Genomic DNA, 24,158 nt, shown 5'->3' on the forward strand with positions numbered 1-24,158 from the left:
TTTTAAGTAATTAATTACCTAAGAATACTCGAATCGTAGATCCGGCAGGTACTTTCACTCCAGCCTCAGGAGCCTGAGTAACTACTTTATTCCCCTTTCCACTAGCATCTACCTTCAAATCACTTAACATTTGGGTAAGTTCTTTCTTCTCCAATCCTGTAACGTTAGGGACTTCGATCAGCGGTTCTTCAGGCCAGGAATATTTTTTTTCCAGGCCGTCCTTTCTTGGTTTAACTCCAAGAGTACGCAAGCTGTCCCCCATAATGGAGCCGACAATAGGGGCTGCTACAACTCCGCCAAACTGGACAGTATTCTTAGGGTTGTCAATCGCAAGGTAAACGACAAGCTGTGGGTCGTCAGCTGGCGCAAAGCCAATAAAAGAAACGATATGGTTGTTTTCCATGTAAGTACCATCAGGGCCTACTTTCTGTGCGGTCCCTGTTTTTCCTCCGACGCGGTAACCTTCGACATAGGCTCCCCGTCCGGTTCCTTTTGCTACTACACTTTCCAGAGCTTCCCTCACTTGTTTGGACGTTTCTTCTGAAATTACCCTTCTCTTCATCTCAGGTTCATTCTTTTCCAGTTCTTCTCCTGTAACAGGATCAAGCCAGGCTTCGCGGACATACGGCTCATAATAATAACCACCGTTTACCGCAGCTGCTACTGCCATGACTTGTTGAATAGGTGTTACAGAAACCCCCTGTCCAAAAGCGGTAGTAGCTTGCTCCACAGGGCCGACATTCTCTGGTTTAAAAAGAATTCCTTTGCCTTCCCCTTCCAGATCAATTCCTGTTTTTTGACCAAATCCAAACTTATTAATATAGCTGAACAGTTTTTCTTTGCCAAGACGCTGGCCGAGTTCTACAAATCCGGGGTTACAGGAGTTTTGAACGACTTCAAGAAAAGTCTCGCTTCCATGTCCTCCCCGCTTCCAGCAGTGAAGTGTTGCGCCCCCACTTTTACAGAACCGGAATCATAAAACGTCTCGTTTTTTAAATCAACTTTCTTTTCTTGCAGGGCTGCAGCCAAAGTGATTATCTTAAAAGTAGATCCTGGCTCGTACGTACTCCAAACAGGCAGGTTACGATTATAAACGGTCGGCTTCACATCCTGATAGTTCGCTGGATTAAAGTTTGGTCTCGATGCCATAGCTACAACCTTACCTGTATTAGGATCCACTACGATTGCCACAGCTCCATCTGGATTGTACTTAGCCTGCGCTAAATCCAGCTCCCGTTCTACAATCGACTGAACGCGATAATCAATGGTCAGCTTTAAGTCTTCTCCATCTACAGGAGGGGTATATATATCTGCCATATCAGGCATTCTTTTTCCTTTTGCATCGGAAAAAAAGGAAAGAGCACCTTTTTCCCCTTTTAATTCATCATCATAATAAGCTTCCAAACCTAAGAGTCCCTGGTTATCAATTCCGCTGAAACCTAACACGTGTGAAAGAAAGGCACCATGAGGATAATACCGTTTAGAATCCTCTGCTATGTACACTCCCGGTATGTCAAGTGCTTGAATTGCTTCTGCTTGTGCCTCGGTAATTTTTCTTCCTTCCGGATGAATTTTTTCAATAGAAATTTGTTTCGTTACATGCTTGTACGCTTTTTCTTCACTCATATCAAGAATTTTTGCCAGTTGTTTAGCTGTTGCTTCTTTATCTTTAATCTGTCTCGGCACCACCATGACAGTAGGAGCAGATTGATTGCCTACTAACACCTCTCCATTGGTATCCACAATTTCCCCACGCTCAGGTTCAAAAACAATATCCCTGCTCCAAGATTCCTCTGCTTTTTTAATTAAAAAATCACTCAGAACAAACTGGACATAGCCTAGACGACCGGCAATGACCATAAAAATAACCATCCCTACAAGAAAAACTGTGACTAATCGTTTCCGTACAATTACCTGTGATATCCGCTTCATAACCATTGCTCCTTTTACTGGTTAATCTAAATCAGCTTGTATCACTATATGCAATTGGGAAACGATTAGAACATTGCAGGGAATGGTTAGATTTATTGCGGCGGAGCAAGCTCCACCACTAAATATCCATTATTTTTCAGGCTGGTTCCTGGGTCAATACTTTGCTTCGTAACATACCCGCTGCCCATCGTTTCAATCTTTAAATCGAAGGCTTGAGCAAGCCTGTGAACGTCTCTTAATGACCAACCCTTCACATCAGGCATAACAGGCTGGTCAGTTACCAGCATGACCTTTTCATCTGCCAGAAGCTTCGTTCCCTCTTCTGGAATGGTTTTTGTAACTTTATCGCCTTTTCCGATTACCGTGACATTATTATAAGTCTTTTCAAGCTTTTTCTTCGCTTTTTCAGTAGATAAACCAGACAGGTCTTCCATTGTATGTTCCGAAACCTTTTGTTCGTTGTTTTTATCTGGCTGGATATCTAAATAGTGAAGGCTGTTTTCCATCACTGTCTTAAAAATATGGGAGACAGGTTCAGATCCCGTTTCGTTTCCTTTCAGTTCCGGCTGTTTTACGGCTACATACATGAGCAGCTCAGGATCTTCCTTAGGGGCCATTCCCATGAAAGAAAAAATGTAATTATTGTGTCCATACATATACTTTCCATCCGCTCCGGGGATTTGGGCCGTTCCTGTTTTACCAGCTACCGAAAAGTCATTAATCTTGTAATCACTGCCTGTCCCATGCTCACCTGTAATAACTGTTCCAAGCAGGTCACGCATTTTTTCAGCTGTATCTTTTGAAATCGGGGTACCGATTTGATTAGGCTTTCCTTTTTTAATAGTCTCCCCAGTTTCACTTGAAGCAATTTTGTCCAGCATGTAAGGCTGCATCATCTTGCCGTCATTGGCAATTGCCGTAGCTGCCGTCATGAGCTGAACAGGGGTTACCGTGGTTCCTTGTCCAAAAGAAGTAGTCACTTGTTCAATCGGACGGCCGTAAAGAATTTTTCCTGTTTCCTCTCCAGGGAGATCAATCCCTGAAGGTTGATCCAAATGGAATGCAGACAAGTAATCGCGGAACTTATCAGGTCCAAGCACATCCTGCATAAGCTTTGCCGCTGCCACGTTTGAAGATCTTTGGAAGCCTTCATCGTAGGAAATCTTTCCCCAGGATTGATTATAGTCATGAATAGTGGCTGAGTTCTTTGTCACTTGATAGGAGCCTGATTTATATTTCTTGCTGCCTTTATATACCCCTTCTTCCATCGCGGAAGCCCACGTGAACATTTTCATCGTAGAACCAGGTTCAAAAGGATAGGAAATGACGTCATTGTACCAGTTGTCGACATCACTAAGGTCATTGGGATCATAACTCGGCCTGTTACTCATGGCCAATACCTGTCCAGTCTTAGGATCCATTACTGCTGCTACCATTTTTTTCGGTTTATATTGTTCGTTTACCTGGCTCATCGCGTCTTCCAAGAAGGTTTGTATTTTCTGGTCGATCGTTAAATACACGTTATCTCCATTATCCGGCTTTGTCATAACTTCTTTGGGATCTAACAGCTTCGTGCCGTACTTGTCACGTTCATAACTGATTTTTCCTTTTTGCTCCTTCAAGTACTTCTCCATTTGTTTTTCGATCCCTGTAACACCTTTTATATGCCCTTCTACCGAGCGTGCAAATCCAATTACATGGGAAGCAAACATGCCGTTAGGATAATAGCGTTTAGCCTCTTCCTTAAACTGAATTCCATTTAAGTCTTCGTCTTTAATTTCTTCCATTTTTTCCTGCGATAATTCTTTGCCCTTGCTGCCAAACTCCACTTGGAATTTTCCATTTTCCCTTCCGTCTTCGAGCTTTTGCTCGATGTCCTCAGCATCCATATTTAAAAGCGGCGCCAGTTTTTCGGCGGTTTTTTCAGGATCCGTTACATGCTTTGGGTCCTTTAAATTTGCTGAATACTCAGGATCAACTATAGCGTATAGACGGTATGTTGGGCGATCATAAGCAAGAACCATGCCATTCTTATCATAAATTTTTCCACGGGTGGCATCGATCTCATATGAGCTTGTCCGCGCTTTTTCTGCCCATTTTTCCAAATCTACGCCTTCGACTGTCGAAGTGGTTTCAATATAAAGAAACCTTCCTACAATGACGAGGAATATAATGGAAAATAATAAGATTAAAAGCGCTGCACCTCTATGAGTATTGGGACTTTTCATTATCTATCACCCAAGCTCCTAATTAGTTACCTTGCCCGCTTGCTTCACCTGGGAATTCTTAATAGACAATCCATTCTTCTTAGCAATTTTAAGAATTCGGTCAGGATTGCTAAGCTCCTTAACTTGATAAGCAAGGTTTTCATTTTGTGATTGTTGCGCATCAATTTTCTGTTCAGCCTGTTGAATATCTCGATTCAGTTTATCAGTGGAAGATGAGAAATGGACCATATACAAAGAAGCAGCGATGACCGCTGTTGAAGCAATGGAATACAAGAATTTTTCTCCGGTACTGATCCACTTTTTCCTATGTACCTTTACTTTAACCTGTTTCTCTCTGTTTGGCTGCTGTAAAGGCTGCTGCTTTCTCACTTGTTCTGCACTCATGTTTGTTTCCACCCTTCTTCAAATTGAAAATCCTTCGACCACGGCTTCACTTTTTCAACAACTCGCAGCTTAGCTGAGCGTGACCGCCGGTTATCTTCTAATTCTTCTTCTTTTGCAACGATAGGTTTTCGTGTAATTAGTTGAAATGGAGGTTGTTTATCTTCTGGAATCATTGGAATATTTTTTGGCAGAGGCGGGTTAGAACTCCACTTTTTGAATGCTTGCTTACACAGCCTGTCCTCTAAGGAATGAAACGTGATGACAGCCACTCTTCCTTCGACTGCAATAACTTTGGCTGCCTGTTGCAAAGCATCCTGAAAAGCTCCTAACTCATCATTAACTGCTATACGAATTGCTTGAAAAACACGTTTAGCCGGATGGCCGCCTTTCCTTCGTGCAGGTGCAGGTATTCCCTCTTTAATGAGTTCCACAAGTTCCCCTGTTGTAGTAATGGGCTTCTGCCCTCTTTTATTTTCTATTTTTCTGGCAATTTGCTTTGAAAACTTTTCTTCCCCGTACTTAAAAAAGATACGGACGAGATCTTCATAAGGCCATTCATTCACAATCGTTCTTGCTGTTAATGAGGAAGAACGATCCATCCTCATATCAAGCTCAGCATCATTTTGATAACTGAACCCTCTATCTTCGACATCTAACTGAGGACTCGAAACACCTAAATCAAAAAGAATGCCGTCCACGTGACTGACCTTCAATTCCTCAAGCTTTTCTTCTAATTGCCTGAAATTTGCCTGAACAAGAGTAACGCGGTCTTTGTAAGGCTTCAACCGTTGTTCAGCTGCCTCTAAAGCAGTTGTATCCTGGTCAAAGGCAATCAAACGTCCATATTCATTCAATTTCGAAGCAATTTCCTCAGAGTGCCCCCCTCCTCCGAGTGTACAATCTACATATGTACCCTCAGGCTTAATGTGAAGCATGTCAATGGTTTCTGCTTTTAAAACACTATAATGGTCAAACATAATCTCACTCGTTTCTCTTACTATCAAATATCAAAATCTAACATGTTTTCCGCAATTTCCGAAAAAGACTCTTCTGAGGCATCGAAATAAGTTTCCCACTCGTCACTACTCCAGAACTCAATCCTGTTGGAAACGCCGATTACCACACATTCTTTATCCAATGCAGCATATTTTCTCAGCGGTTGTGGGATGTTAATTCTGCCTTGCTTATCTACTTCACATTCCACAGCGCCCGAAAAGAAAAAACGTGTGAAGGCGCGGGCATCTTTCTTAGTGAGTGGAAGCTTTTTTAATTTTTCTTCCAGAAGCTTCCATTCATCCATAGGGTAAGCGAATAAACACTGGTCGAGACCCCGTGTTAAAACGAAGTTCGCTCCAAGATCATCACGAAACTTGGAAGGAACGATTATTCGCCCTTTGGCATCAATGTTATGTTGATATTCACCCATGAACATAGAGCTGTCCCCACCTTCTGATTCAACATTACCACAATGCCCCACTTTTCTCCACTTACTTTTTTATCATTCTCTGTCTAATAAAAAAATCCCGACTATAATGGCAGGATTCTAAAGGGTTTAATAAATTTATTAATCCAAAACTTCCCCACTAAAAAAGGAAAGGGAAGTACTCCCTTTCCTTCAGTATGAACGAGTCTTGTAAGTCTTTGGTGAAAAAAGTGGAGCAAGGTGGGGGGGATTAAACATAAACGACATAATGAGCATGCTCAAAAGAAAAGTGGTGGCCATCCACCCTATTGAAGAAATCGACCCCATACGTATTCACCCAGGGCAGGATGCTCCATTTACGCTCCTGAAGTCCCCCTTCAGGATGCAGTAAAAGATCCAGGTCAGTGAAAGATTTCAATTCGAGTTCGTACTTTTCTTCCCGAGCCTTGAATATCCGCTTCTTTAGAAAATCAATATCTTGATATAATCGCTGAAGATTTTGATTAGCAAGACTCTCCATATCTCCTCCGAGCTCTGCAGCAGTCTCTCTCAAAGGAAGATGCAGTTTATCCAGCTCTCCTTTAAGCTCTTCACTCATTTTTTCTAAAGGGACAGACGTCATCGAGGATAGCCACCTCAGCCTCCTTTCCCCTGTTCCCTTACGGATACACTCCACTGGATCAATCTGCAGCCGGTTCAATTGCTGTTCGGACTTTCGATCAATAAATGTGAAGGAAAGCCTCGGAAGAATCGGCGGCATTTTAAGCTCAAGAGCTTGAAATGCCGGCCTCAGAACAGACCAGTAACCAATTTCCCCAGGTCCTCCGATAAAAGAGAGCACCGGGAAGACTAGTTCCTGCATTAATGGTCTCGTCACAACGTTGTTACTAAGACGTTCAGGTGATGATGCTGCGATCTGCTTTAGCTCCTCTTTTGTAAAAACCACTTCATTATTTTTACCGCGAAAATTGAATTCGTCATCTCTCATCAGCAGAACTCTGTCATTGCCTTGATGGTAAAACAAATGAGCATCCTCAGGTTCGCTATCCAGAGAGACATGATAGCCCTGTTGTTTACTTTGCTGAACAGCTGCATATACGCCCTGTGAAAGTACCTGGTTCTCTTCCAACAGCTGTTGGAAGTAGGAGGATTCCAGTTGACGCAGCTCTGGATGATGAGCATCAACAATTACAAGTCCCTGGTCGGGAAATAACAGATAGATGAGTCTCGCGAAAAAATCAGCATAACTTTTTGACTGACGCAGAGCGAGAAGGGTCTCTTCAAAGAAATCAGAAGTCACCTCTGTTTCCCCCACTGCAGAGAATACTTTTTGAAGCCATTCTTCTGCCTCATCCTGATCAATTTCCAAATCTGAAACGGAAGATTTATACTCTGGCCGCTGACCAATCGTAATTTTATTTAACCGTTCTTTCCCCTTCAAAAAAACATGGTTGATTTCTTCAAAGTCATGATCTTCTCCTGCGATCCAGAAAACCGGGATCACCGGCTTGTTCAGCCGTTCCTGCTGCTGCCTGGCACTCTGTAGAATGGAAATAACCTTATTAACCGTATACAACGGTCCGGTCAAAAGACCTGCCTGCTGACCAGCAATGGCTACCGTCGCTTCTCCATCCTTCAATCGCTCAATAGACTGGAAGGCTGAAGAGGGAGCCTGCCATTGGTCGTTCATTTTTTGAAGTACTTCAGTCAACTCCGCCCGTTTGAAAGAACGCTCCTGTAAATCCTTCCACCTGCTCAGCCATGTAGCTTCCTCATGTGGGGAATAATCAAATTTTTCTTTTATATTTTCAAAATGATAGCGGTAATCATATACAATCTCTGATTTAGGTTCCAATTGTATGGGATCGATTCGCATGAATGAACTTCTCCTTTATCTTTACGAAAATGGTATGTACCATTAAGTATTTTACATAATTTGCAGGCTAAGTTCACCTAATCTGTTTACGTAAAAAATAACCGTTCGATCAGTCCAAATAATGAGAGTCCGGAATAAACGATAAGAAACAACAGGAAACTAAACCTGAAAAATCCTTTAAATGCTCTTCCCAGCCTTACTTCTTCGTGCAGTTTGTATTGAATAATAATAGAAAAAGATAAAATACATAAAAGCATGATAATAATGTAGGCAAAAAAGCTGCGTTCAAACTGGACAAATAGAAGAACATGAACAGCTAAAATGAATATAGGAGCGGTTATGGTCGCTGTATAATGGACAGCTTTTCTTTTATGGCGGCACCATTTACGTGCAAAAAAATAAAACAGGATGAGAAAAGGAATCGGGAGCGTAATGACAAGTGCAGCTACCTTAATAATAAAATCACTCATACACGGCCTCCTTCCCCATCTAGTTGCTCAAGAGCGTGAACAGACCTTACGACAAACTGATGATAAGGAAGTTCAGAAACGCTTTTTTTCAGTACATACCCGCTGATATAATCGATTTCCGTTTTTCTTTGTAATGAAAGGTCAGTAAGCATGGATGAATAATTGTCCCCTGTTTGTTCGGCAACACGAAGGACGTGTTCCCACTCTTCTTCATAGGAGCGTTGAAATACTTGAGATGCTTCCCGGCATAATTTAGATGCGAGGGAGCGCAGTTCAGTATTCTTAACAATAAATTTATTCTGGACGCGAAAGATCGCAGTTAATGGATTAATTACAGTATTAACCATCAGTTTACTTACAAGCATGTTAAAATAGTCGCCTTCAGCTTGAAAAGGAAAATCCTCTTCATGCAGAAGGTCTGCGATCCATTCCGCTGACTGCTCAGCTTTATAAGCCGCAACCTTGACTCTGCCTCTGCCTGTGTGGAGCACTTTCGTATCGGAAGCTCTTTTTGCGCCATGTTCCACCACCCCCAAATAAACAGGGTAGATTTTCTTAGGCAGAAGTTCTAAGTGCCCCATCCCATTTTGCAGAAAAACTACTGGAATGCGGCAGGATAATTCCTCCAATAAGTCCAGCACAGTGCTTAACTGCTGTTGTTTGACAGTTACAAACAGGACGTCATGCTTATGTAAAGCACCGCCAAACAAATGAGCGCGTAGATTCACTTGTCCGAGGACGTCGCAATAGACACCGCTTTCGTTAAGCAGACCGGCTTGTTGAGAACGTTTCGTATAAACATGAACTTCATGTTTCCTTCCGAAGTAGGCAGCCATTAACAGGCCGACCGATCCTCCACCAATAATTCCGATATTTAACAACATCCCCACTCCAATTGTCAACCGTCTTTTTACTTAATTGTAGCAAAGATCAGTATGGTTGGGGAGAAGATTTTTTTATAAAGGGGTTGTGCATTTCATTCTGAAAATTTTTATATTATAATAATTAATAGACAGATAAGAGAAAGGGGAATCCATCATGATGGCTACTACTAAGGTTCAGCCATTGCTAGTCAACTATAAAACACTCGAGGAATTTAAACGCTTTAAAGAATATGGCAATCAGGAATTAACAATGCTTGAGGATTTAGAAAGCAATATCGTGGAGAACGATAGTGAATCACCTTTTTTCGGAATATATTATGGAAGCGCTTTAGTTGCGAGGATGAGTTTATACCGGGTAAGAGCAAAGTACGACCATTACTTTATACCTCCGCAAGATTACTTGGAATTGTGGAAGCTGGAAGTGCTTCCTGATTATAGAGATCAAGGCTTCGGTAAAGCGCTCGTGGATTTTGCTAAGAGCTACAAACTCCCTATTAAAACGAACCCCCGCATTAATTCCCACGGTTTTTGGGAAAAAATGGGCTTTCAAAAAGCCCAATATGATATGGAACGCGATTTGGGAGAAAATCCTCTGATCTGGATGCCTTCAGGCGTCGAGGAACGGGATGTAAAAGAAGACTAAAACAGCTATTAAATCAGGCCCCTACAGTTCATATTGTAGCGGCCTTTTTACTTTATAATGGACTTTTATTTCGATCTTTCACCCAGCGGATCAGCTTATCCATTTCATTCCAAGCTGCTTCCAATTGCTTTAGCTGGCTTTTTAATCGCTTATTATCTTCACTCAGCTGTTGAAGTTCATATTCAAGCTTTTGCTTGCCACTGTCTTCAATCTGTTTAACCTTCATCTCTTTTAAAAAAGAGATAGCAGCATCCAGAGACATGGGCGTTTCTTCGCCGCCGCCAGCGGTAGCAAATACTGCTCGCTTCTCTTTTCTGTTCAATTTCGCTTCCTGAATTTCCGAGTGATACTGCTTTCTTACTGTCGCATTCCACCTGAATCCGCAGGCCGCGGGCGTCCTGCGCAAACGGTCTGCTACTTCTTGAAATGCCTCTAGCTGAGTTTTTCCTTCCCGGATATATCTGAGGACCGTATCTGCCAAAAGAGTATCTTCCTCTTCTTTCCAGGCATCTTGTCTCGGGGCGTCCATATCATCCCTCCTCTATCGTTTGTTTATAGTTATGCACGACTGAAGGTTGATAGAATCGCATTTATGACTTTTTTCTTGTTTTTAAAAACTTTTCTACAGCCCTCTTATGGTCTTCCTCTTCCCAGAGAGCGGCGCATTGCTTCACTTCTTCTTCCATTAATTGATCAAATTCCTCTGAACGAAGAGCAGCGAGAAGCTGCTTCTTAAACCACTTCATCTGGGAGCTTGACCTATTGGTAAATTCCGTATCCTCTTCCCACTTTTGCAGCGATGCTTGAGGAAGAAGATTATTCAGCCAGCCAATTCTCTTTGCTGTAAAGGCATCATACATAGAAGCATCCGTCAGCCAATGGGAAGCATAGGTTGGTTGAATACGTCTAAACAGCAGGGCACCACCTCCCCACCCTGGTGTTATTCCAAGACTAGCCTGAACAAATCCAAATGTTCCCTCTTCTGTTCCGTACCGAAAGTCACACGCGGTTGCTATCTCACAACCGCCTCCTCTGGCTTGACCATTAAGCAGAGCTATAGTTGGTACCGGGAAACGCGCCAGCTTTAACAGAGCTTCTTTCATAGGGGAAAGTACTAGGTAGGCTTCCTCAGCGTTCATATTTCCATGAAGCTCCGTTAAATCGCCTCCTGCACAAAAAGCTTTCCCGCCTGCTCCAGTAATCGTTAAGGCTTTTATCCCTTCAAAGGATGCGGCTTCATCGATTACATGATGAAGACTCCTTGTCATAGCTTTTGTAATAGCGTTTAATTTTTCAGGTCGATTTAATACAATGCGGCCAATTCCTTGGTTATCCATCCTAAATTCTACTTCAGGCACGTGCCCCAGCTCCTTTTTCTTCATCTTTAAGTTACCCCAGGCAGACTTATCAAAATGATTGGAATTAGTTAAGGTTTTCGAAAACACTTCAGCTTAGAATCCATAAAAAAAGAACCTGACAACAATCAGGTTCTAGGTGCGCATTACTGCTCAACGACTTGTTTTCCATTATACTGTCCACAAGATTTGCAAACATGGTGTGGTTTTGTGTACTCCCCACAATTCTGGCATTTCACCATGCCAGGTACATGAAGGTTTTTATGAGTACGACGCTGGTTCTTCACTTTTTTAGAAGTTCTACGCTTAGGTACTGCCATGTTGTACACCTCCTTTTACTCACAACCGAAAACCATTCAGAGATTTTCTTAATGGTTGTCTTCTTTGTCATCTAATAATGATTGCAGTTTAGCCATGCGAGGATCCACTTTGGCTTCCTCAGCTTCCTCTGTAACCACCTGCCAGCCCTTTCCTTCCTGAGGGGCTTGGTCATGTGCCTGATCTTCATCTGAAAACACACGAGTCGGAATCTCCAATAGTACATTTTCCTTGATATAAGGCGTTAAGTCAAGCATCTCTCCCTGTACAGGGTGAATTTCTGACTCATCTTCTTCCGTATAATAAGGAGAAAGACTAAAAACTTCAATAGGTTGGATGTGAAAAGGGTAATTCACGTCGGCAAGTGTTCTTGCACAAGGTAGTACCATTTCTCCATCAATTGAAAAGTTTACCGTCACTTCTTCTCCACTTACGTCTGCGTGGCCTTTCACGTGAACAGGCTGAATCTTTCGAATATCGTTGTTCATATCCTCCAGCTCATGTACATCTACTTCATCTTCAAAGTAAAAGGGTTGATCCCCACTTTGTTTCAGTTTTTGTAGAGGAAATTTCATTGTTATCACCTCATGGCAACAAGAGTTATTGTAAAAGGATTTTAACCATTTGTCAATATTTTTTCTTTACACCTGCATTATATGCAGCTGGAATTCCTTTAACGGTAACACATTCACCGTGCTGGTGCGAATTTTCTGCTACTCCATGATAAAATAAACTCAACCAATCTTCAAACAATCGTTTTCTAAATATTACGAAGGAGGCATCCTTATGAAAGCGTGCGGAGTCGTTGTAGAATACAATCCTTTTCACAATGGGCACCACTACCATTTAATCAAATCGAAGGAAAAGGCAGGGGCAGACTGTATGATAGCTGTAATGAGCGGCAATTTCCTCCAAAGAGGCGAGCCTGCCATCATGGATAAATGGCACCGTGCTTCTGCTGCATTACAAGCAGGAGCTGATCTTGTCCTGGAGCTTCCCTATATTTTTGCTGTCCAGCACAGTGATTATTTCAGTAAAGGGGCTGTTCTCACCCTCGCCGCGGCAGGAGTCGAAGCGATCTGCTTCGGAAGTGAAATTGGTGAAATCGAGCCTTTTATTACGGCATGGGAAAATTTCAAGTCGAAGAAATCCACCTATGATGAAACCGTTAGGAATTATTTAAACAGGGGATTCTCATTCCCAGAGGCTTCAAGGTACGGTTATGAGTCTATAGGACTTGCTGAAGGAAAGATGGATTTATCTAAACCGAACAATATTTTAGGATACAGCTATGTAAAACAGATTCTTGCTATCAACCCTTCCATCGAGCCGTTAACCATTGCACGGACCAATAGTCAATATCACGACAAATCCATTAACGGAAATATAGCAAGTGCGACAAGTATTCGCAGGGAACTGCTTGAACATGGGACTTTAACGGAGAAAGCTTCACATACTCTGCCGGTCATTACTCAGGAAAAATTGTCTGAGTACCAGCGCAAGACTGGAAAATGGCATCGCTGGGAAGATTATTTCCAACTTCTGCAATATAGAATCCTCACTTCCAAAGAACAAGACCTTAGAAGAATCCACGGAGTTGATGAAGGGCTTGAATACCGTTTAAAGAGAACGATGAGACAATCATCCAATTATCAAGATTTCATGGATCGTTTAAAAACAAAGCGCTATACTTGGACACGTCTGCAGCGGGCATTGGTTCATATACTTACTGGTACAACGAAAGAAGATGCCCGCCCACTGCTGGATGAACCCTCCTTACCCTACATTCGTGTGCTTGGCATGAACCAGAGGGGGCAAAGCTACTTAAATCAAGCGAAAAAAACTCTTGAAGTCCCACTATTGACTCAGCCGCAGCAGTTGGATCATCCACTGCTTGAAGCTGAAGCAAGAGCTTCTATTGCATATTACAGTATCCTTAAAGATACACACCGGATTCCAGCTTACCAACGAGAATACAAAGCCCCCGTTATTATTCATTCATAATGACGGCCACACCTATAGAAAGAAAGGCTGCTTTTTTCAATTAAATAAGTGGATCCCTGTGAAAAAGGTGAAAAAAAAGTCTGCATTAAAATCGGACGATTTTAATGCAGACGCTCAACTGCCCTCTAAGTACAGTCATTTATATTCGTTCAGCGTTACATTTTCTTTAAATACGTAAGTGCATCATTAAATGTATCTACAGGCACAACCTTCATATCAGTATGCAGATCCTTTGCGGTTGTTTTTGCCACTTGATAATTAGAATCCTCCCTGCCCTCTTCATTCGGAGCAAAGAAAACGCTGCAGCCTTCTTTATTAGCGGCAACAACTTTCTTATCAATTCCGCCTATCTTACCCACTTGACCATCGTAAGTAATTTCTCCAGTTCCACAGATCTGCTTCCCTTGAGTCAAATCTCCTTTAGTCAATTGGTCGTACATTTCCAGCGAAAACATCAACCCTGCACTTGGGCCTCCAATTTCACCGCTTTTTACTTTCACCTTCGGCTTCACATCGATAGATCGATCTGTTACTAAAGATATTCCCACCCCAATCCTGTCTGGCTCATTAGGAAAAGGAGCAAGTTTGACATCTTTCGTTAATGTTTTGTCCTTTCTTTTGATCGTTAAAGAAACCGTATCCCCTTTCTTTAACTTTTCAACATATTGAATTAAGTCTGCGGATTCTTTAATCTTATTCCCATCGATTTTTAATATTTGGTCTCCACCCTTCAGTTGCTTTTCGGCTGGCATACCTTTAAGTGTATTTACGACATATACACCTTCATAATTAATATTTACTTGTTTATCTGCTGCTTTGTACGCCACCACCTTCGCAGCTTCCTGAGAAGATTCCATCATCCGCAGCTGAGCGTGAAAATATTCCTCTTCAGAGATCCCTTCCGGCCGAATTTGCTCGATCGGATAGATTTCCTGGTAGGGTCTAATCTTGGCAATCAACCATTGTAATGGAGTGGCTTGGCCACCTCGAACTGTAACGAGGTGCATATCTCCTTCACTTTTATAACCATTGTCTACTTCTACAATAGGATCCAGCGCGTCTGCCGTACCCGGTTTATAAACGTAATAAGGGAGTCGATACGCCCCTAGAAAAGCCACAATCAGAATAGCTATGACTCCCGTAATAATGATTCTCTTATTCCCTTTCATCAATCAAGACTCCTTCCAACCCGCCAGCTTTTCTTGTATTTGTTTCAGCTGAGAAAGTGCAGCCGTTTCCCCCGCCTTTACGATTTCTTGAATGTTAGTAAAAGCACGTGCGCTAAATTGTGAAACATCCGGGCGAATCATTACATCAGCATCAGAAGAAACGCCCATCGCCGTCACTAATTCATCCTGCATGATATCAATACTTTGAATGATAACATCATAGATGGATGTGATATTAGGATCAGCTTCGAAATGAGCGCAATCCACTGCAATAACCACATCAGCTCCCATCTCTTTTACGACCGAGACAGGTACTCGGTCCATGACGCCTCCATCGATGTACAGGCGATCATTGATCCGTTCAGGCACAAAAATCCCAGGAATAGCTATGCTGGCACGCACAGCCTCACTGGCAGGTCCTGTGGTAAATATTTTTTTCTCACCTGCGTATAAATCGGTCGCAATAATGGAAATGGGCATGTCGAACTCTTCTATTGATTTTCCAAACGTAAATAAACGGATATATTCCTTAATTCTACGTCCTTGAATGAAGCCCATTTTAGGAACAGTAAAATCAAGGTAATATTTCCGTTTAAAGGTGAATGCCAGTTTGTATAAGTTTTCAATTGTCTGCCCTGCCGCAACAAAAGAACCTACCAAAGCTCCCATACTGCTTCCTGCAATCATATCGACAGGGATGTTATTCTCCTCGAGAACTTTAAGTACACCCAAATGTGAAAAACCTCTTGCTCCTCCAGAACCCAGTGCTAATCCAATTTTGGGTCGGTTCACCTGTCATCGCTCCTTGACATCACTTCTTGCAATTATTTTATGGCATAAATTCTCCACTTATGAGCGTAAACATTGAATGAAGCAAGCTCATAAGCTTCAAACATAATCCCATTCTACTATGGATGATTTTAGAAGTACAGAAAACTGAAAAAGGAAAGAAGGCGCTTATCATTGCGAAGCTAAAAACGATTTGGCTGACTGCTCTTTCTTTAAGTATAGCCATTGCTTTAATTTTAAATCCAAAGGAAGCGTTAACCGCAAGCCTCAGGGGACTGGACTTATGGTGGGAAATCGTCTTTCCCTCACTTCTGCCTTTTTTCATCACAGCAGAGCTGCTAATTGGTTTTGGCGTGGTACATGGGTTGGGAGTGCTTTGCGAGAAGTTCATGCGTCCGTTATTTAATGTACCCGGTGCTGGCGGCTTTGTATGGATTATGGGGATGGCAAGCGGTTACCCGGCAGGAGCAAAATGGACAGTGGATTTGAGGAAAAAAGGACAAGTCAGCCGAATCGAAGCAGAAAGACTCGTAGCCTTTACGAATTCGTCAAGTCCTCTCTTTCTTTTCGGAGCGGTAGCTGTCGGCTTTTTCCACAATCCATCACTTGGAATTCTGCTTGCACTTTCTCATTATGGTGGAAACTTTATCATAGGTTTACTCATGCGATTCTATAAAAGTAAAGAATCTCCGTTAACGACTGAAAAAAGAGGAAATGCCTCTATAATTGAAGCATTTCGTGTCCTCCACCAATCAAGGATAAAAGATGGGCGGCCTATTGGAAAGCTGATGGGGGATGCAGTTGTAAAATCCGTAGATACCTTATTAATGGTAGGCGGATTTATCATGCTGTTTTCAGTTATTAATGAGTTGATGAAGGTGACACAAGCTATTGACCTGTTTTCCTATTTCCTTTCATGGACAAGCCTGCCTCAAGTCTTCCATGCTCCTTTCATTGCCGGTCTCTTAGAAATGACGACCGGAATTGGAAAAGTCACCGAAACCCATACTAGTTTAATCGCTCAGCTTATCATCGCAAGCTTTATACTAGGCTTCCATGGACTATCCATTCAAGCTCAGATCGCCAGCATTTTGGCTGAAACTGACATTCGATTTAAACCCTATGCAATAGCAAGAATAGGACATGGCTGTATTGCAGCAATCCTTATGGTAGTTCTTTACCACGCGACCAGTAGTTTTAATAGTTTCCAAATGGAGACACTGCCGATATGGAGTCCTAATGAAAGCTTTACTTATCCATTGCTTTATTGGTTTCATGAATACGGACCGCCAATAACTATCATGATGATTATTCTAATGACAGCCATTAAATGGCGCTCTGAAAAAAATTAAGGGCTGGGAATACAGCATTTACTCTCAAGACAAACAATGGGAGATAGGGAAATTACCCCAAGTGAGCGCTTCGGAAATGCACACCGCTTATCACGGAACTACAAAAAGAGAAGGCGGAGCAGCCATTCCCCTTCCTGTAAAAAATAAAGACGGAAATTAGATTTGAAATTCACCTGCCGAAAAAAAACCGAATGGTGGTGAAATCTAATGATAAACATTCACCTCCATTCGGATGATATAAGGGCAAAAATTTTTTGTTACAGACCCTTTTTAATCACTTATACTTGTTTTTTAATGCTTCCTCAACAGGAGGCGGAACTAAATCTGAAATATTCGCCCGGTATTTAGCCACTTCCTTAACAATACTTGAACTTAAAAAAGAGTATTGGTTGTTGGTCATCATAAAGAAGGTTTCTATCTTCTCATTTAACTTGCGGTTCATCGATGTAATTTGCATTTCATATTCAAAGTCACTAACAGCTCTGAGCCCCCGTATGATCGCCTGCGCATTCTTTTCCTCAGCGTAATCCATTAGTAACCCGCCGCATTGATCAACAGAAACGTTCTCAATTGTAGTAATCGATTCTTTAATTAATTCGACTCGTTCTTCTACATTAAACAACGGGGATTTGCTTTGATTATTAAATACAGTAACAATTACGTGATCAAATACTTTAGCACCCCGTTGGATGATATCTAAGTGTCCGTATGTAAGGGGGTCAAAGCTTCCCGGGCAAATAGCTAAGCGTGTCATACGATCTCTCCTTCTTTATATATCGATACAGCAATATTCGTGCCATACTGTTCCGTTTTAACAAGCTTGAGTTCCCCTATTTCATCAGGAACGTGCTCACTTGCGTCATGCTCACAGATAATTGTCCCTTCTTGTTGAAGCAGCTTGTAATTCAATATTTTCTCTATTAACTCTTTGTAGGAAAATTTCTTGTAAGGAGGATCGAGAAAAATAAGTGAAAAGTCAAGCTCTCTTTTATTCGCAGCTTTTAATGCCCGCATAGCATCTGTTTTGAACACTTCGACTCTATTTTGCAAACGCAGAAGTTCAAGATTCTCATATATCGTCCCGATCGCTTTCTGCTGCTGATCCACAAATACACAGGATTCTATACCTCTGCTCAAGGCTTCGATCCCCAGGCCGCCACTGCCTGCAAACAGATCCAAAGCCGTTCCTCCATCAAAGTATGGTCCAATCACATGAAATACGGCTTCTTTAACTTTATCGGTTGTCGGCCGTGTTTTATGGGTAGGTACAGATTTCAGCTGCCGACCCTTGAATTCACCTGCAATAACTCTCATCCAATTGTTCACCTCTTTAGACAGCATTCCTCATAATCCTACCATAAATTCAAACCCTCAGGAAATCTTCTCGCCTCCCTCCAGAAAACGTTATCAATAGCAACAAATTCTTTTCTAACTTGAATAAATATGACACCACCTGCCTATACTAGCTGTTGAAGCAGATGAATGCTTCTGAAAACGGAGAAGACTTACATCCCCATAAGTTCTTTCTCCGGTTTCTCCTCTCCCTTTACTTTTTTGTATCATGTTTGATTCAAAAGAGTAGGGCTGTCCAAGTCGGACAGCCCTAATTTTTTTGCCTTCATTCAACGATTTGTTCTATCAATAGGGTTTTGCTTAGTCTTCTTACATGCTAAAGTAAATTTGTAGAGATGACTTAGAAAGGAAGAGAAGGCTTTATGATTCAAAAATTTATTGAACTTGGCGAAGGCTATTCCGATTTATATGAGCTGATTGAATTAGGCAATCGAATGCCAGAACGAATCCACCAGGCTGTCGCCTTTTATAGTGAGAAAAATAATAAACCTGTTTGTTCCCTTGCTCTCATTATGAAACCCGCTCTGAAAGATAAATTTCAGCCAATTTACATATGCAGAGAAGGAATCCCGAACCCTCATGAAATTCCTAATCAGAGATTTACAATGTTTCAAGAGATGGTCGAAAATTCAGGTCTATCATTAAAGGAATTTACAATCAAACCTTCTGTCACATTTCCAGAAACAGCCTTATACTATCAGTATCTAACAGGAATTTTAAGAACTAATAAAATGCTGCCCCCTTTGTCCTGACCGAACTTCAATCATAAAAAAAGCGTTCGAATATTCGAACGCTTGCAAAGCTATATCCCCATTTTATAATCATATTGTTTTGCTTTATCGGGTTTAGCATTTTCAAATTCGGTTTGAACGTATGGCTTATAAGAAGGAACGACACGGGATACAAAAGGTAAACGCTCCAGCCGCTCCATTTTTTCTTCAATCTGGTCTTGATTGACATATACAAGCGCATATTTTAGCTTTTTGGAAGCATGAATTAAATGACCATGCTTTTTAATTTGCCGAATGTTTTTCATATGCTGAAAATAAACAATGATTCCTTGGCGTTTCGTTCTCATGGAGACCCCTACTTTGTTAAGTATTTATCGTAAGTTTACCAAATGCACGCTTTTCAGGCAATTCATTTCAAGGGGGACGATCATTGATGACTACGGATCACGAAAAGGCTTTACAAACCTTTCACTCCAAGCTTCTGGACAGCGGGCATATCATGCATGTGACCGTTAAATATATTACCGGGCTTCCCTTCTATTACCTACAGCCTGAGGCCCACGTATCAAAACAGCAGTTGGAAGAGCAAATTAAAATCGCTGCTGCCAAAGCCATGAAAGGAAAACGCCTGACTCTTACGATGAGCTATGTTCGTAAAAGTCAGGCAGGATATGTGTACAGAGTACGCTTTCTCGTTCCACAAAGAAAAATGTTTTGCTGCGGAAACCTATGCGACGACTGCATTCGATTTACGAACCCTTAATTATGAAGCACAGCCACAGCCGCCCCCGCTTCCACAGCCGCATCCGGTATCTGTAAGCGCCATTCCGTTACGCGGAACTTTAATTTGCTGGCTGACACTAAAGGCAACACTTTCGCTGATCTCATCTAGAAGCTTCTGTACTTCACGTTCTGCCTTCTTAAAAAGGGCAACTTTTTCATTCATGTCCATCTCTCTCTTAACACTGCGTACACGCTTCATGATGTCGTTATAATCAGGGTGGTACCTGCCAAAACGCTGAACATCTTCATAATGTTCTTTTATATCTTGAAAATTCTTTATGAGTTGTTGGGCTTCTTGATCATTAGCAAGATCCTGTTTCGCTTGCTGGTAGTGCTGCATCGTTTCTGAGTCCATCACCATTTGTCCAACAGCTTCAGAACGATCCAGCAAGTCAACGATTTCCATTGTTGCTAGCATGCTTTAGCACCTCCAATCCCATCATACCAAATAAAAAGGCAGAATGAAATCTCTTCTCATTCTGCAAAGGAATTTTTAATAATATGGATATTCAATTTGCCGGTCTTTCTTTTTATTTTCTTTTTGCACGGTTGTAATAAGCTGCTGGATCTGCCCGATGGCCCCATTCAATTCATCTATTTGCCGGGACACATCTTCCCATTTGACATCCTTCATGAGCTCCCCAAGCTGTTTCATCCAATCCTTTTTATTGGTTTGAGTCCCCTTCTTGGCTTTAGGAAGTGACTCCCAAAAAGGATCATCTTCACCGAGAATCATCCATTTTTCATAATAGCTTTGAATATTATCGTGGTTCTTCCTTAACTGCTCTTTTACATTTGGATGGTCATTTACGAATTCTTTAAACTTTTTTACACTTGGGTGCAATCCATCTGTACTCATTTTGCTCACACCTCACATATAAACTACTCTATAGCCTATGCAAAATGGAGCAGGACGTTCATGGAAGGGAAATGAAATCCTGGGTGTAGTACCTGTGATATACCCCTATTCCGATGTGGGTATAGCGTTCACTAAGGAGGGTCTTGCGATGACCACTGCTATTCAGCCACCCTTGTACAGCTGCTGCAGCGTCCACATATTGAGCGGCAATGTTTTCTCCCGCGCTTCTGTATTGAATATCTTCTTTCTTCAGCCTTTCCTTTAAGCCATCACCACTTGGGGAAAAATGAGAAAAATATTCATTTTCTTTCATATCCTTACTGTGAAGAAAAGCCGCTTTTGAGGCGTCTTCATTTAGTTGAACAGCATTTACACTGCTCCTGTTGCGCAGAATGTTAGTAAAAGCAAGGATCTGTTTTTCACTTCCAGCTTCTACTGCATCCCATTCTTCTTCTGACAGCACAGGCTGTTCCGGAAGCTGACCTTGGTAGACCACTTTGTAGGGCTGCAATTTTAATAATACATCATTTCTCATTACCCGGATGGCCGAAAGTTTTTTAGTTACTGTGTCAAAATACAATTGAGCAGTCCATCCTTCCTCTAGAGGAACGAGAGGTCTCATTTGCAGATCCTCTTCGGTAAGCTGCATCGTGTAAGAGCCTTCGCTTTTCAAGTTCATCTCCTGCTTGAACGGAAATTTTTGATTAATCTTGCTATACGCCTGCCCGACATTAAATGGAGCGTCTTTAGACTGAGGACTAAACGTCACTCCTGTAATCACTTGACCTTCCATAATGCCGTACTGGACATACTGGTGATCTTCCATTTGAAAAACCCACCACTCATAGCCGTAGCCACTTGGATCTCTTCGAATTGGTTCTCCAATAGAGGCAATCAACTCTTCGGCTGAAGCCCCCATCCATTGAAAAAAAGAACCTTCAGCGATAAAAGAAGAAGCCCTGTTCTCCATATTTTCTGCCTGGTCTTGCGCATGATTCGTTTCGTTTTCAATGATCGGATCGTTCTTTGGAGGTATGGAAAGAACGATACCAAATGCTATAAGTAAAATAATCATGACAACTGCAATTTTTTTCATTGGCTAAAACTCCTCATATCCTCACTATACTATTCATTATAAGCAAAAAAAAATTTCTATATGAAGAAATAAATGGCGAAAGAAGAACGGCCTGCATAAAAGCAGGCCGCATTTCGAATAACTTAATGAAGTTCCGGACGTTCAGAAATATCTTGAAGAGCCACGCCCGCTGCATGATCTGACATTTCATCAATAGACAAGTCTCCTAAGGAAACTATCCCTGTCAGCTTACCATTTTCAACTACAGGAAGCCTTCTAACCTGATGTTCTGCCATTAAACTGCTTGCTTCTTGAAGCGTAGCATCCGGTGTTACTTTGTACAAATGACCACTCATCACTTCTTGGATTGCCGTCGTATCCGGCTTTTTATCCGCATAACCACGAAGAGCCAGGTCACGGTCTGTTACCATACCCATCAATTGACCTTCATTATCACACACAGGAACGGCACCAACATTTTTCTGCTTCATTAAGACCGCCGCATCATAAAGGGTGTCTTCAGCTTTACAAACGGATACATCACTCGTCATAATGTCTTTTATAGTTTTCATAAAAGATCCTCCTTTAAGTATTCGAATTTCAGTATATAGTGTCCCCTTTTTGTAAAAAATATTACATGCAAGCTATAGTCTTTTATAGTATAATGAAGGAACGATAAAGCTTGGTATGAAAAGAGAAAGCGCTTAAATTCAAAGCGTTTTTCATACTGGGATACACTTAGATACATACAATAGGCGAGGTGGAAAACGTGAAATTAGAAGGCACAGGACTTGAAGGGCTGGTCATTGACCAGAAACCATTAACGAAATTCATGGAAAGCAACGGATTTATTTTAGGTGGATCGTGGGATTATGAACGAGTAACTTACGACTATAAGATGGATGCTCCAGAAAAAAATATCACCCATTATATCCGTATCCAAGGTTTTGCAATTGAAGGCGATGTCGATCAAGGCAACGCGGTCATTCAGCTGCTTCCGCCATTACTCGGCCGTCATTACTACCCTCATGGTATCGAATACGGTGAAGAAGAAGGCTTTCCTGAAAACATTGTAGAAAAAGCGAAGAATAAAGTGATGAAGGTTCAGGAAATGGCATTAAATTATGTAACTGAAGTTCCTGACCATGTGGTCCTTGAGCGTCTGACCGCCTGGGCGAAGGAACAAGGAAACCAGGATGTATTGGATAAAGTCGAGGAATTAACTAAGGACTCTCATTGGAAAAAATAACATGACCAAGAAGGAAAGCTGCCTGTCGTTCTCTTGGTAAAACCTGATGAAGATGATTCGAATAAACAGTCGCACATCATTTTACATGATGAGTGGCTGTTTTTAAAATTCTTTACATTCAGCCCTTCAACTAGTTAATTTAGCTGTTCAAAACTTGTTCTTTTTGCTATATTTTTGATTAGGAGATAAAAGAGAAAGGGGCTCTTTACATAAATTGTTTCGCTATTTGACTAAACGACAATGGATCTTACTATTACTTTCGATCCTTTTATTAATCATCGCTTACTTTATTCTTCCAGTTTCCATACCCTTATTGGTAGCCTTTGTTACCGCATTATTTTTAAACCCAGCTGTGCGCTGGATGCAGTTTAGGTTTCGAATTAACAGAAAAATTTCGGTCACTATCGTTTTTTTGCTTTTTTTAATTATGCTTGGCCTGCTTGGAGCCTATGCGGTAACTAGAATCGTTACTCAAGTCGTCGAAATCGCCGATCATGCTCCTACTTATGTTAACCAAATTAATGAAGTGTTCATTCACTGGCAGAATAACATGAACAGTTTCACTCAGAATATGCCGGATGAATTCGTTGATAAACTGACAAGTGAAATCAGCAATGCTGTCGATAAGACGACTGCAACAATTTCAGAAAAGCTTCAATTATCTAATATAGCAGCTATCGCTACGACTATTCCAAGGTATTTAGTCAGCTTTTTAGTCTATTTAATCGCACTGTTTCTATTCATGCTGGAATTACCGCGTCTGCGTGATAAAATGCACCAAAACTTTACAGAAGCCACTTCAGAAAAAGTGAAATTTATGAATGCTCGTCTTTCCTATGTCGTATTTGGATTTTTAAAAGCACAGTTTTTAGTCAGTATTATTATCTTTATCGTCTCCCTCATAGGTCTCTTATGGATTGAACCAGAAGTAGCCATCATGATGTCGCTGATCATTTGGCTGATTGATTTTATCCCTATTATTGGATCGATTGTGATACTCGGACCATGGTCTGTATATATGCTGTTAGCAGGAGAAATTTCAATGGGCATCAAGCTTGGCATACTGGCTGTTGTACTGCTTGCGATCCGTCGGACAGTTGAACCAAAAGTCATGGGCCGCCACATCGGCCTTTCTCCTCTGGCTACTTTAATTGCTATGTATTTAGGCCTCCAGCTTATCGGATTGATGGGATTTATTCTAGGGCCTCTAGTGGTCATCGCCTTCAATTCAGCTAAGGAAGCCGGTATCATTAAGTGGAGTTTCAAATTATAAACAAAACA

At 41.6% G+C, this 24,158-nt stretch carries 27 protein-coding genes and 1 pseudogene; 7 read left to right on the forward strand and 21 right to left on the reverse strand.

What is annotated here, in order from left to right:
• Window positions 1-10: 10 nt before the first annotated feature.
• The 8 genes and pseudogenes from MUN89_RS14465 to MUN89_RS14500 form a co-directional block, all read right to left on the reverse strand.
• Window positions 11-1,932 (reverse strand): annotated as a pseudogene (locus MUN89_RS14465) (stage V sporulation protein D).
• Between the two features lie 92 nt (window positions 1,933-2,024).
• A complete protein-coding gene (locus tag MUN89_RS14470) occupies window positions 2,025-4,160 on the reverse strand; it encodes a penicillin-binding protein (protein ID WP_244708497.1) in 2,136 nt (711 codons plus the stop codon).
• 18 nt (window positions 4,161-4,178) lie between these two features.
• Window positions 4,179-4,544, reverse strand: coding sequence for a cell division protein FtsL (gene ftsL, locus MUN89_RS14475; RefSeq protein ID WP_244708498.1), 366 nt, complete (start codon window positions 4,542-4,544; stop codon window positions 4,179-4,181).
• Window positions 4,541-5,521, reverse strand: coding sequence for a 16S rRNA (cytosine(1402)-N(4))-methyltransferase RsmH (gene rsmH, locus MUN89_RS14480; RefSeq protein WP_244713826.1), 981 nt, complete (start codon window positions 5,519-5,521; stop codon window positions 4,541-4,543). Before rsmH ends, ftsL begins: the two co-directional genes overlap by 4 nt.
• Before the next feature lie 23 nt (window positions 5,522-5,544).
• Entirely contained in the window at window positions 5,545-5,976 is a 432-nt protein-coding gene (mraZ, locus tag MUN89_RS14485; protein ID WP_244708499.1) for a division/cell wall cluster transcriptional repressor MraZ, read from the reverse strand.
• 241 nt (window positions 5,977-6,217) lie between these two features.
• The gene (bshC, locus tag MUN89_RS14490) at window positions 6,218-7,843 is read right to left on the reverse strand and encodes a bacillithiol biosynthesis cysteine-adding enzyme BshC (protein ID WP_244708500.1); all 1,626 of its coding nucleotides are present in this window, start codon (window positions 7,841-7,843) and stop codon (window positions 6,218-6,220) included.
• An 86-nt stretch (window positions 7,844-7,929) separates the two neighbouring features.
• Entirely contained in the window at window positions 7,930-8,313 is a 384-nt protein-coding gene (locus MUN89_RS14495; RefSeq protein ID WP_244708501.1) for a DUF3397 domain-containing protein, read from the reverse strand.
• On the reverse strand, window positions 8,310-9,197 hold the full coding sequence (locus MUN89_RS14500) for a 2-dehydropantoate 2-reductase (protein ID WP_244708502.1): 888 nt from the start codon (window positions 9,195-9,197) through the stop codon (window positions 8,310-8,312). The genes MUN89_RS14495 and MUN89_RS14500 overlap by 4 nt, the downstream gene beginning before the upstream one ends.
• Before the next feature lie 154 nt (window positions 9,198-9,351).
• On the opposite strand from MUN89_RS14500, the gene MUN89_RS14505 reads away from it, so the two are divergent.
• Entirely contained in the window at window positions 9,352-9,840 is a 489-nt protein-coding gene (locus MUN89_RS14505; protein WP_396266024.1) for an N-acetyltransferase, read from the forward strand.
• 52 nt (window positions 9,841-9,892) lie between these two features.
• On the opposite strand, the gene MUN89_RS14510 is transcribed toward MUN89_RS14505, so the two are convergent.
• The 4 genes from MUN89_RS14510 to MUN89_RS14525 form a co-directional block, all read right to left on the reverse strand.
• Window positions 9,893-10,369: an RsfA family transcriptional regulator gene (locus tag MUN89_RS14510; protein ID WP_244708503.1), complete on the reverse strand. Its 477-nt coding sequence runs from the start codon at window positions 10,367-10,369 to the stop codon at window positions 9,893-9,895.
• Between the two features lie 61 nt (window positions 10,370-10,430).
• The gene (locus MUN89_RS14515; protein ID WP_244708504.1) at window positions 10,431-11,222 is read right to left on the reverse strand and encodes an enoyl-CoA hydratase/isomerase family protein; all 792 of its coding nucleotides are present in this window, start codon (window positions 11,220-11,222) and stop codon (window positions 10,431-10,433) included.
• A 119-nt stretch (window positions 11,223-11,341) separates the two neighbouring features.
• Entirely contained in the window at window positions 11,342-11,515 is a 174-nt protein-coding gene (gene rpmF / locus MUN89_RS14520) for a 50S ribosomal protein L32 (protein ID WP_244708505.1), read from the reverse strand.
• Window positions 11,516-11,563: 48 nt separating this feature from the next.
• Complete coding sequence (locus MUN89_RS14525; RefSeq protein WP_244708506.1) at window positions 11,564-12,088, reverse strand: YceD family protein; 525 nt, start codon at window positions 12,086-12,088, stop codon at window positions 11,564-11,566.
• A gap of 211 nt (window positions 12,089-12,299) precedes the next feature.
• On the opposite strand from MUN89_RS14525, the gene MUN89_RS14530 reads away from it, so the two are divergent.
• Complete coding sequence (locus tag MUN89_RS14530; protein ID WP_244708507.1) at window positions 12,300-13,517, forward strand: nucleotidyltransferase; 1,218 nt, start codon at window positions 12,300-12,302, stop codon at window positions 13,515-13,517.
• A gap of 155 nt (window positions 13,518-13,672) precedes the next feature.
• On the opposite strand, the gene MUN89_RS14535 is transcribed toward MUN89_RS14530, so the two are convergent.
• Together MUN89_RS14535 and MUN89_RS14540 are read right to left on the reverse strand one after the other, a co-directional pair.
• Window positions 13,673-14,686, reverse strand: a complete 1,014-nt coding sequence (locus tag MUN89_RS14535) for a SepM family pheromone-processing serine protease (protein ID WP_244708508.1) — start codon at window positions 14,684-14,686, stop codon at window positions 13,673-13,675.
• 3 nt (window positions 14,687-14,689) lie between these two features.
• On the reverse strand, window positions 14,690-15,478 hold the full coding sequence (locus MUN89_RS14540) for a patatin-like phospholipase family protein (protein ID WP_244708509.1): 789 nt from the start codon (window positions 15,476-15,478) through the stop codon (window positions 14,690-14,692).
• A gap of 122 nt (window positions 15,479-15,600) precedes the next feature.
• Here MUN89_RS14540 and ylbJ point away from each other — a divergent pair, with 122 nt between their 5' ends.
• Window positions 15,601-16,827 carry a sporulation integral membrane protein YlbJ gene (gene ylbJ / locus MUN89_RS14545; RefSeq protein ID WP_244708510.1) on the forward strand — a complete coding sequence of 409 codons (1,227 nt, stop codon included), beginning with the start codon at window positions 15,601-15,603 and terminating at the stop codon, window positions 16,825-16,827.
• A gap of 274 nt (window positions 16,828-17,101) precedes the next feature.
• Here ylbJ and coaD read toward each other — a convergent pair whose 3' ends face one another.
• Both coaD and rsmD read right to left on the reverse strand, forming a co-directional pair.
• Complete coding sequence (gene coaD / locus MUN89_RS14550) at window positions 17,102-17,581, reverse strand: pantetheine-phosphate adenylyltransferase (RefSeq protein ID WP_244708511.1); 480 nt, start codon at window positions 17,579-17,581, stop codon at window positions 17,102-17,104.
• Window positions 17,578-18,141: a 16S rRNA (guanine(966)-N(2))-methyltransferase RsmD gene (gene rsmD, locus MUN89_RS14555; RefSeq protein ID WP_244713830.1), complete on the reverse strand. Its 564-nt coding sequence runs from the start codon at window positions 18,139-18,141 to the stop codon at window positions 17,578-17,580. Before rsmD ends, coaD begins: the two co-directional genes overlap by 4 nt.
• Before the next feature lie 401 nt (window positions 18,142-18,542).
• Between rsmD and MUN89_RS14560 the strand changes: the two genes are divergently transcribed.
• Window positions 18,543-18,932 carry a DUF7147 family protein gene (locus MUN89_RS14560; RefSeq protein WP_244708512.1) on the forward strand — a complete coding sequence of 130 codons (390 nt, stop codon included), beginning with the start codon at window positions 18,543-18,545 and terminating at the stop codon, window positions 18,930-18,932.
• A 50-nt stretch (window positions 18,933-18,982) separates the two neighbouring features.
• Here MUN89_RS14560 and MUN89_RS14565 read toward each other — a convergent pair whose 3' ends face one another.
• Window positions 18,983-19,258 (reverse strand): YlbG family protein, encoded by a 276-nt coding sequence (locus MUN89_RS14565; RefSeq protein ID WP_244708513.1) that lies wholly within the window; start codon window positions 19,256-19,258, stop codon window positions 18,983-18,985.
• Window positions 19,259-19,344: 86 nt separating this feature from the next.
• Here MUN89_RS14565 and MUN89_RS14570 point away from each other — a divergent pair, with 86 nt between their 5' ends.
• On the forward strand, window positions 19,345-19,674 hold the full coding sequence (locus MUN89_RS14570) for a hypothetical protein (protein WP_244708514.1): 330 nt from the start codon (window positions 19,345-19,347) through the stop codon (window positions 19,672-19,674).
• On the opposite strand, the gene MUN89_RS14575 is transcribed toward MUN89_RS14570, so the two are convergent.
• The 4 genes from MUN89_RS14575 to MUN89_RS14590 all read right to left on the reverse strand — a co-directional run bounded on the left by MUN89_RS14575 (window position 19,675) and on the right by MUN89_RS14590 (window position 22,200).
• Complete coding sequence (locus MUN89_RS14575) at window positions 19,675-20,112, reverse strand: YlbF/YmcA family competence regulator (RefSeq protein ID WP_244708515.1); 438 nt, start codon at window positions 20,110-20,112, stop codon at window positions 19,675-19,677.
• A 75-nt stretch (window positions 20,113-20,187) separates the two neighbouring features.
• The gene (gene ylbD, locus MUN89_RS14580) at window positions 20,188-20,553 is read right to left on the reverse strand and encodes a YlbD family protein (RefSeq protein WP_244708516.1); all 366 of its coding nucleotides are present in this window, start codon (window positions 20,551-20,553) and stop codon (window positions 20,188-20,190) included.
• Window positions 20,554-20,611: 58 nt separating this feature from the next.
• The gene (locus MUN89_RS14585; RefSeq protein ID WP_244708517.1) at window positions 20,612-21,649 is read right to left on the reverse strand and encodes a CAP domain-containing protein; all 1,038 of its coding nucleotides are present in this window, start codon (window positions 21,647-21,649) and stop codon (window positions 20,612-20,614) included.
• A 122-nt stretch (window positions 21,650-21,771) separates the two neighbouring features.
• Window positions 21,772-22,200 (reverse strand): CBS domain-containing protein, encoded by a 429-nt coding sequence (locus MUN89_RS14590; RefSeq protein WP_244708518.1) that lies wholly within the window; start codon window positions 22,198-22,200, stop codon window positions 21,772-21,774.
• 197 nt (window positions 22,201-22,397) lie between these two features.
• Here MUN89_RS14590 and MUN89_RS14595 point away from each other — a divergent pair, with 197 nt between their 5' ends.
• Both MUN89_RS14595 and ytvI read left to right on the forward strand, forming a co-directional pair.
• Window positions 22,398-22,877, forward strand: coding sequence for a YugN family protein (locus tag MUN89_RS14595; RefSeq protein ID WP_318036085.1), 480 nt, complete (start codon window positions 22,398-22,400; stop codon window positions 22,875-22,877).
• Window positions 22,878-23,091: 214 nt separating this feature from the next.
• Window positions 23,092-24,150: a sporulation integral membrane protein YtvI gene (gene ytvI / locus MUN89_RS14600; RefSeq protein ID WP_244708519.1), complete on the forward strand. Its 1,059-nt coding sequence runs from the start codon at window positions 23,092-23,094 to the stop codon at window positions 24,148-24,150.
• Window positions 24,151-24,158: the final 8 nt, after the last annotated feature.

The organism is Halobacillus salinarum, assembly GCF_022919095.1.
Classification (GTDB): Bacteria; Bacillota; Bacilli; order Bacillales; family Halobacillaceae; genus Halobacillus_B; species Halobacillus_B salinarum.

Coding starts and splice junctions, on each gene's coding strand:
- MUN89_RS14470 (WP_244708497.1), bottom strand. CDS start 4,160: ATGAAAAGTCCCAATACTCATAGAGGTGCAGCGCTTTTAATCTTATTA.
- ftsL (WP_244708498.1), bottom strand. CDS start 4,544: ATGAGTGCAGAACAAGTGAGAAAGCAGCAGCCTTTACAGCAGCCAAAC.
- rsmH (WP_244713826.1), bottom strand. CDS start 5,521: ATGTTTGACCATTATAGTGTTTTAAAAGCAGAAACCATTGACATGCTT.
- mraZ (WP_244708499.1), bottom strand. CDS start 5,976: ATGTTCATGGGTGAATATCAACATAACATTGATGCCAAAGGGCGAATA.
- bshC (WP_244708500.1), bottom strand. CDS start 7,843: ATGCGAATCGATCCCATACAATTGGAACCTAAATCAGAGATTGTATAT.
- MUN89_RS14495 (WP_244708501.1), bottom strand. CDS start 8,313: ATGAGTGATTTTATTATTAAGGTAGCTGCACTTGTCATTACGCTCCCG.
- MUN89_RS14500 (WP_244708502.1), bottom strand. CDS start 9,197: ATGTTGTTAAATATCGGAATTATTGGTGGAGGATCGGTCGGCCTGTTA.
- MUN89_RS14505 (WP_396266024.1), top strand. CDS start 9,352: ATGATGGCTACTACTAAGGTTCAGCCATTGCTAGTCAACTATAAAACA.
- MUN89_RS14510 (WP_244708503.1), bottom strand. CDS start 10,369: ATGGACGCCCCGAGACAAGATGCCTGGAAAGAAGAGGAAGATACTCTT.
- MUN89_RS14515 (WP_244708504.1), bottom strand. CDS start 11,222: ATGAAGAAAAAGGAGCTGGGGCACGTGCCTGAAGTAGAATTTAGGATG.
- rpmF (WP_244708505.1), bottom strand. CDS start 11,515: ATGGCAGTACCTAAGCGTAGAACTTCTAAAAAAGTGAAGAACCAGCGT.
- MUN89_RS14525 (WP_244708506.1), bottom strand. CDS start 12,088: ATGAAATTTCCTCTACAAAAACTGAAACAAAGTGGGGATCAACCCTTT.
- MUN89_RS14530 (WP_244708507.1), top strand. CDS start 12,300: ATGAAAGCGTGCGGAGTCGTTGTAGAATACAATCCTTTTCACAATGGG.
- MUN89_RS14535 (WP_244708508.1), bottom strand. CDS start 14,686: ATGAAAGGGAATAAGAGAATCATTATTACGGGAGTCATAGCTATTCTG.
- ylbJ (WP_244708510.1), top strand. CDS start 15,601: ATGATTTTAGAAGTACAGAAAACTGAAAAAGGAAAGAAGGCGCTTATC.
- coaD (WP_244708511.1), bottom strand. CDS start 17,581: ATGACACGCTTAGCTATTTGCCCGGGAAGCTTTGACCCCCTTACATAC.
- rsmD (WP_244713830.1), bottom strand. CDS start 18,141: ATGAGAGTTATTGCAGGTGAATTCAAGGGTCGGCAGCTGAAATCTGTA.
- MUN89_RS14560 (WP_244708512.1), top strand. CDS start 18,543: ATGATTCAAAAATTTATTGAACTTGGCGAAGGCTATTCCGATTTATAT.
- MUN89_RS14565 (WP_244708513.1), bottom strand. CDS start 19,258: ATGAGAACGAAACGCCAAGGAATCATTGTTTATTTTCAGCATATGAAA.
- MUN89_RS14570 (WP_244708514.1), top strand. CDS start 19,345: ATGACTACGGATCACGAAAAGGCTTTACAAACCTTTCACTCCAAGCTT.
- MUN89_RS14575 (WP_244708515.1), bottom strand. CDS start 20,112: ATGCTAGCAACAATGGAAATCGTTGACTTGCTGGATCGTTCTGAAGCT.
- ylbD (WP_244708516.1), bottom strand. CDS start 20,553: ATGAGTACAGATGGATTGCACCCAAGTGTAAAAAAGTTTAAAGAATTC.
- MUN89_RS14585 (WP_244708517.1), bottom strand. CDS start 21,649: ATGAAAAAAATTGCAGTTGTCATGATTATTTTACTTATAGCATTTGGT.
- MUN89_RS14590 (WP_244708518.1), bottom strand. CDS start 22,200: ATGAAAACTATAAAAGACATTATGACGAGTGATGTATCCGTTTGTAAA.